Below are 6,595 nucleotides of genomic sequence, written 5' to 3' on the forward strand. Positions count from 1 at the left end.
TTGATCCCCCGTCGAAAGGACATTCACATGACCAAGCAGTCGATCTTCGGCCGCATCGCCCAGCTCACCAGGGCGAACATCAATGCGCTGCTGGACTCCGCGGAAGACCCCGAGAAGATGCTCGACCAGATGGTGCGGGACTTCACCAACAGCATCGCCGACGCCGAGAGCGCGATCGCCGAGACCATCGGCAACCTGCGCATGCTCGAAGACGACCACCGCGAAGACGTGCAGGCCGCCGGCGAGTGGGGTCGGAAGGCCCTCGCCGCCAGCCGCAAGGCCGATGAGCTGCGCACCGCGGGCAACACCGCCGACGCCGACAAGTTCGACAACCTCGCCAAGGTGGCCCTCGGCCGCCAGCTGCAGTCCGAGAAGGAGGCGAAGGACGCCGAGCCGCAGATCACCAGCCAGACCGCGGTCGTCGAGCAGCTCAAGACCGGCCTGAACACGATGAAGACCAAGCTGGGCCAGCTCACCTCCAAGCGCAGCGAACTCATCGCCCGCTCCAAGACCGCGGCAGCGCAGTCGCAGGTGATGGACGCCGTGAAGAGCATCGACATGATGGACCCCACCAGCGAGGTCAGCCGGTTCGAAGACAAGATCCGCCGCGAAGAGGCCAAGGTGCGCGGCGCCAGCGAGCTCGCCGCATCCAGCCTCGACGCCCAGTTCGAGAGCCTCGACGACCTCGGCGAGCTCACCGAGGTGGATGCCCGGCTCGCCGCCCTGAAGTCAGGCTCGCCCTCCTCGATCGAACAGTAACCACGCGTCACACCGCGTCATCCGGACGGCCTCGGGAATACCCCGGGGCCGTTCGGCATTGTCACCCCCATGACTACTCTCGGAATCATCGGTGCCGGTAACATCGGCAGCCAGCTCGCCCGCCTCGGCGTGTTCAATGGATACGACGTCGTGCTGAGTAACTCCCGCGGCCCGGCCACCCTCGACGGCCTCATCGCCGAGCTGGGCCCGCGCGCCCGCGCGGCCCTGCCTGCGGAGGCCGCCGCGGCCGGGGACCTGGTCATCGTGACCATCCCGCTGCACGCCATCGACACGCTGCCGCTGCCCGAACTGGCCGGCAAGCTCGTGATCGACACCAACAACTACTACCCCCAGCGCGACGGCAACATCGTCGCGCTCGACGAGGAGACCACGACCACCGCCGAGCTGCTGCAGGACCTGCTGCCCGACGCGCGAATCGTGAAGGCGTTCAACCACATCTACGCCGCCGACCTCACCACCGACGGCCAGCCTGCCGGCTCGGCCGACCGCCGCGCCCTGGTCATCGCCGGCAATGACCCCGAGGCCCGCGAGATCGTCACGGCGTTGCTGAACGACTTCGGTTTCGACACCGTGGACCTCGGCCCGCTGAACGAGGGCTGGCGCATCCAGCGCGACACCCCCGGTTACGGTCCGCGGATGGACGCATTCGAGCTGCGTGAAGCGGTGAGCACGGCCATCCGGTACCGGGACATGCCGCAGGCCGTCTAGGCTCGCACCCCCAAACTGGCAGATGCGCCGGGCCGGGACCGTGGAGCATACTGGGGTGGTGTCCCCCAACTACGTGGTTGTGCCGCAGTGGCAAGGTTCGGTTTCACCGCGCGCGATGCGCCTGGTCGACGGAGCTGAGGCGATCCGGGGTGATCTGCCGTTCTCGGTCACCTACCCGGTCGACGTGCCCGCCGAAGCCGGCGACGCGCTGGACACCGGCATCCACCGGTTCTCGTCGCTGCTCACGGTGCGCGACCGGCAGCTGGCGGTGCTGCGCGCCAGCACCGACCCGGTGCTCACCATCGGCGGCGACTGCGGGGTCTCCTTCGGCGCCGTCGAGCACGCCTCCCGTCAGCACCCCGGCGACCTCGCGCTGATCTGGTTCGACGCGCACCCCGACCTGCACACCAGCGAGTCGTCGCAGTCCGGCGGGTTCGGCGGCATGGTGCTGCGCGCCATCCTCGGCGACGGCGTCGACGGCCTCGCCCTCGACGCGGATGCCCGCATCACGCCGGACCGGGTGGTGCTGGCCGGGGTGCGTGACATCGACCCTGCCGAGGATGTCTACATCACCGAACAGGCCATCCCGCTGGTGCCGGTGGAGAGCTTCGGCAGCCCGGAGGCCCTCGTGGCCGCGGTGAAACGCACTGGCGCCGCGCACATCTACCTGCACATCGACCTCGACGTGCTCGACCCGGCCACCATCGTCGGCCTGTCGAACATCTACCCGTTCGGCCTCGCCGTGGAGAGCCTCACCGCCGCCGTCCTGGCCCTCCGCGCCGAATTCAGCCTGGCCGGGGCCACCATCGCCGGCTTCGCTCCGTCCTCCCCCGACGCCGCCAACGACGACTTGCCCAGCATCCTGCGCATCATCAGCGCCCTCACCCGCTGAACCGCGCCCGGGCGGAACACCCGCTCGACAGACCGATCGAAGGAGATCCTGTGACGACTGCTGCCGCCGCACACCCAGAACCCACCACCACGCCCGCGCGGGTGGTGCTGGAGCGACGGGGTCACCTGCTGCTGATCGGGCTGAACCGGCCCGACAAGCGCAACGCGGCCGACTTCGCCATGCTGCAGCAACTCGCGCTGGCCTACGGGCAGCTGGAGCGCGACCCCGCCCTGCGGGTGGGCGTGGTGCACGCCATCGGCGACCACTTCACCGCGGGGCTCGACCTGGCCGACGTGGGGCCCCGGCTCGGCCCGCACGGCATCGACATCGTGCCGGAGGGCGGCATCAACCCGTGGCAGGTAGACGGCACCGCGCTGAGCAAACCCGTCGTGATCGCGGTGCAGGGCACCTGCCTCACCCTGGGCATCGAGCTGATGCTGGCCAGCGACATCGTCGTCGCCGCCGAGTCCACCAGGTTCGGCCAGATCGAGGTGAGCCGGGGCATCCTGCCGTTCGGCGGCGCCACCATCAGGTTCCCGCGCGCCGCCGGCTGGGGCAACGCCATGCGCTGGCTGCTCACCGGCGACCTGTTCGACGCCCGCGAGGCGCACCGGATGGGCCTCGTGCAGGAGATCGTGCCCAACGGTCGCGAGCTGCACCGGGCCATCGAACTCGCCGAGCGGATCGCCGCGCAGGCGCCGCTGGCCGTGCAGGCCACCCTCGCGAGTGCCCGCGCCGCGCTCCGCGACGGTGCGGCGGTGGCCGAGGCCGAGTTGCAGCCCGCCCTGGCCCGGTTGGCCGCCACCACGGATGCCCGGATCGGCATGGAGGCGTTCCTCTCCCGCCAACCCGCCGAGTTCCAGGGTCGCTGACGCCAGGCGCCGCCGCCGCCGCCGAGAGGGCAGTTGGGGCCAGCCACGACCTTCCTGCACTGGCCTCGAGTGTCATCTCGCGAGAGCATCCTCTGGATTCTTCCCGGGAACGGTGGGTAGGCTGCGACGATGAGCGACGCGACTCCGGCATCCGACACCCAGCCCACGACATCCGCCCCCACCGGTAACGACGCCCGAAGCTACGACGTCGTCGTGATCGGGGCGGGACCTGTCGGCGAGAACGTGGCCGATCGCACCGTGCAGGGCGGCCTCCGTACCCTCATCGTGGAGTCCGAGCTCGTCGGCGGCGAGTGCTCCTACTGGGCCTGCATGCCGTCCAAGGTGCTGCTGCGCAGCGGCGCCGCCCTCGCCGCCGCCCGCCGGGTGGCCGGCGCGGCCGAGGCGGTCACCGGCCGGCTCGATGTCGCTGCCGTGCTCAAGCGCCGCACCGAGTTCACCCACGACTGGAAGGATGACAGCCAGGTCAGCTGGCTCGATTCCGCCGGGATCGACCTGCTGCGCGGGCACGCCAGGCTCAGCGGGCCGCGCGAGGTGACCGTCGAAACAGCGGATGGCCCCGTGGTCGTCACCGCCACCCATGCCGTGGTGCTCAGCACCGGCTCCGACGCCCTGCTGCCCGACATCGAGGGCCTCGCCGAGGTGTCGCCGTGGACCAGCCGGGACGCCACCGCCGTGACCGACCTGCCCGGCCACCTCGCCATCATCGGCGGCGGGGTGGTGGCCGTGGAGATGGCCGCCGCCTACAGGTCGCTGGGCACCGAGGTGACCCTGCTCGTGCGGAGCGCCCTGCTGCGCGACCAGGAGCCCTTCGCCGGTGAACTGGTGGGCGCCGCGCTCACCGACGCCGGCGTCTCGGTGCTCACCGACGCGAGCCCCACCGCCGCCAGGCGCACCGAGAACGGCCAGGTGCTGCTGCTCCTCGCCGACGGGCGCACCGTCACGGCCGACGAGGTGCTCGTGGCCACCGGCCGCAGCCCACGCAGCCTGCACCTGGGCCTGGAGACCGTGGGCCTCACCCCCGGCGACTGGGTCGCCGTGGACGACACCATGCTCGTCACGGGCGACTCCGTCGCGCTGGCCGGCGACTGGCTCTACGCCACCGGCGACGTGAACCACCGCGCCCTGCTCACCCACCAGGGCAAGTACCAGGCCCGCGCGGCCGGCGACGTCATCGTCGCCCGCGCCACGGGCACGGTGGTCGACGACGCCCCGTGGGGCACCCACGTGGCCACGGCCGATCACGCCGCCGTGCCGCAGGTCACCTTCACCGACCCCGAGGTGGCGTCGGTGGGCCTCACCGCCGCGGCCGCCGAGAAGGCCGGCTACCGCACCAGGGTGCTCGACTACGACCTGGCCGGGGTGGCCGGCGCGAGCGTGCTCGCCGACGGCTACACCGGGCAGGCGCGGGCCATCGTGGACCTCGACACCGAGCTGCTGCTCGGGGTGACCTTCGTGGGCGCCGGTGTCGGCGAGCTGCTGCACGCGGCCACCATCGCCGTGGTCGGCGAGGTGCCGATCAGCCGGCTCTGGCACGCGGTGCCCAGCTACCCCACCCTCAGCGAGGTCTGGCTCCGCCTGCTCGAGGCCTACGGCCGTCCACCGGCCACCAGTGAGCGGAGCCTGTGATGCGGCGGCTCCTGATCGACTCCCCCGTCAGCCGGGCCGGGTACCTCTACGCCACCGCCGTGGGGCTGGTCTGGGGCGCGGTCTGGAGCACCGGCCGCATCGAACGCCGGAACGGCCTGGTCGTCTTCCGCGGCCTGCCGGCCTGGTCTTTCGGTCGCGGCGGCTCCTGCGTGGGCGCCGTGTACCTCACCAACCAGAACGTGTCGGCGGATGTGCTCGAGCACGAGGCCGTGCACAAGGTGCAGTGGCAGCGCTACGGCATGCTGTTCCCGCTGCTGTACTTCATCGCGGGGCGGGACCCGCTGAAGAACCGGTTCGAAATCGAGGCGGGCCTGGAGAAGGGCGGTTACCTACGGAAAAAGCAGGTGGTCACGCGTGCTCGGCGCGACCGTCCCGCCAGTACCCCATGAAGGCCACCTGGCGGCGGTCCACGCCGACGTCGGAGACCAGGAAACGCCGCAGGCGCTTGATCACGCCGGCCTCGCCGGCCAGCCAGGCGTAGAGCTCGCCGTCGAGGGCCGAGCCGTCCAGCGCCGAACCGTCGGGCACTTCCCAGAGAATGGACTCGTCGATGTCGACGTCGGGGAGCTCGGTGCCGGCGTGGTGCGCGGTGATGAAGCGGGCGGTCCAGCCCTTCACTGCGGACTCGAGCGCCGACCCGTGGCTGGCGCCGTTCCGGGGCAGCCAGGTCACGGTGACGCCGGCGGGCGCATCCGTGTCGTGGGCGTCGCCGTTCTCGGGCACCTCGATGTAGGCGCAGCCGCGCGCGGTGCGGGGCAGGGCCGAGAGGATGGCGCAGATGGCCGGCGCTGCGGTCTCGTCGCCCGCGATCAGCACAGTGTTGGCGTTGCCCGGCGCCCACTCGATGCCGACACTCGGGTTGTCGCCGTGCGACACCGGACCCACGATGGCGACCTCGTCGCCGACGAGGGCGGCGCGCACCCAGCGTGAGGCGGGGCCGGCGTCGCCGTGGGTGACGAAGTCGATGTCGACCTCACGGTGCTCGGGTCGGGCGTGCCGCACGGTGTAGGTGCGGATGGGGTTGCGGCGCTCGTCGGGCAGGTCCCGCCAGGTCTCGTACCAGGAGTCGTTCTGCGGGAACGTCGAGACGCCGACCCCGGGCAGCGGCAGAACGATCTTGATGCGCTGGTCGAGGCCGGCGGTGCCGAATTCGTGCAGGTCGGGGCCGGTGAAGGTCACCCGGGTGAAGTTGGTCGACAGTCGTTGCACACGCGCCACCGAGACGGCGAACGGGCGGTAGCTGGGGCGCGGAGCCCGCACCCGGGCGGGGGCCTGCACGGGAGCGACTGTCGATGTAAGCATGCCCTAAGTATGGCATGCCTAACCTTAGGGTCGCCCGTCGGGTTTTGATTACGCGGCGATGACCCACTCGCTGGTGACATAGCTGCCGGTGCCACGGCGGGTGGCCGGGCTGATGTAACCGGTGGGGGTGCCGGCCGGACGGCCGGTGCTGACGTAGCCGGCCGGGTTGGTGCTGGCGGTGGTGCTTCCCTCGGTGCTGGCGATGATGCTGGCGGTGGTGCTGATGTAGCTGTTCATGATGCTCCTGTCGGGGTGGTGCGGTCGACGCAGAGCTTCATTGGACGCGTTCCGGGTACCGGGGGGGGGGGGGGGGGGGGGGGGGGGGGGGGGGGGGGGGGGGGGGGGGGGGGGGGGGGGGGGGGGGGGGGGGGGG

General features: G+C 71.4%; 8 protein-coding genes. 6 read left to right on the top strand and 2 right to left on the bottom strand.

From position 1 onward, the window contains the following. Positions 1-27: 27 nt before the first annotated feature. The 6 genes from ACEN2M_RS15840 (at position 28) to ACEN2M_RS15865 (ending at position 5,309) form a co-directional block, all read left to right on the top strand. Complete coding sequence (locus ACEN2M_RS15840; RefSeq protein ID WP_441649108.1) at positions 28-759, top strand: PspA/IM30 family protein; 732 nt, start codon at positions 28-30, stop codon at positions 757-759. 69 nt (positions 760-828) lie between these two features. Next, a complete protein-coding gene (locus tag ACEN2M_RS15845; protein ID WP_441649109.1) occupies positions 829-1,488 on the top strand; it encodes an NADPH-dependent F420 reductase in 660 nt (219 codons plus the stop codon). Positions 1,489-1,546: 58 nt separating this feature from the next. After that, positions 1,547-2,380, top strand: a complete 834-nt coding sequence (locus tag ACEN2M_RS15850; RefSeq protein WP_441649110.1) for an arginase family protein — start codon at positions 1,547-1,549, stop codon at positions 2,378-2,380. Positions 2,381-2,430: 50 nt separating this feature from the next. Beyond that, positions 2,431-3,252 carry a crotonase/enoyl-CoA hydratase family protein gene (locus ACEN2M_RS15855; RefSeq protein ID WP_441649111.1) on the top strand — a complete coding sequence of 274 codons (822 nt, stop codon included), beginning with the start codon at positions 2,431-2,433 and terminating at the stop codon, positions 3,250-3,252. Between the two features lie 129 nt (positions 3,253-3,381). Continuing rightward, a complete protein-coding gene (locus ACEN2M_RS15860; protein ID WP_441649112.1) occupies positions 3,382-4,899 on the top strand; it encodes a dihydrolipoyl dehydrogenase family protein in 1,518 nt (505 codons plus the stop codon). After that, positions 4,899-5,309 carry a Fe-S oxidoreductase gene (locus tag ACEN2M_RS15865; RefSeq protein WP_441649113.1) on the top strand — a complete coding sequence of 137 codons (411 nt, stop codon included), beginning with the start codon at positions 4,899-4,901 and terminating at the stop codon, positions 5,307-5,309. The genes ACEN2M_RS15860 and ACEN2M_RS15865 overlap by 1 nt, the downstream gene beginning before the upstream one ends. Here the strand turns inward: ACEN2M_RS15865 and ACEN2M_RS15870 are convergent. Then, positions 5,269-6,222, bottom strand: a complete 954-nt coding sequence (locus tag ACEN2M_RS15870) for a siderophore-interacting protein (protein ID WP_441649114.1) — start codon at positions 6,220-6,222, stop codon at positions 5,269-5,271. The two genes, ACEN2M_RS15865 and ACEN2M_RS15870, sit on opposite strands and share 41 nt — an antisense overlap. A gap of 48 nt (positions 6,223-6,270) precedes the next feature. Next, positions 6,271-6,459 carry a hypothetical protein gene (locus ACEN2M_RS15875; protein ID WP_441649115.1) on the bottom strand — a complete coding sequence of 63 codons (189 nt, stop codon included), beginning with the start codon at positions 6,457-6,459 and terminating at the stop codon, positions 6,271-6,273. Positions 6,460-6,595: the final 136 nt, after the last annotated feature.

Source organism: Cryobacterium sp. W22_MBD10_FK3, from assembly GCF_052113745.1.
Taxonomy (GTDB): domain Bacteria; phylum Actinomycetota; class Actinomycetes; order Actinomycetales; family Microbacteriaceae; genus Cryobacterium.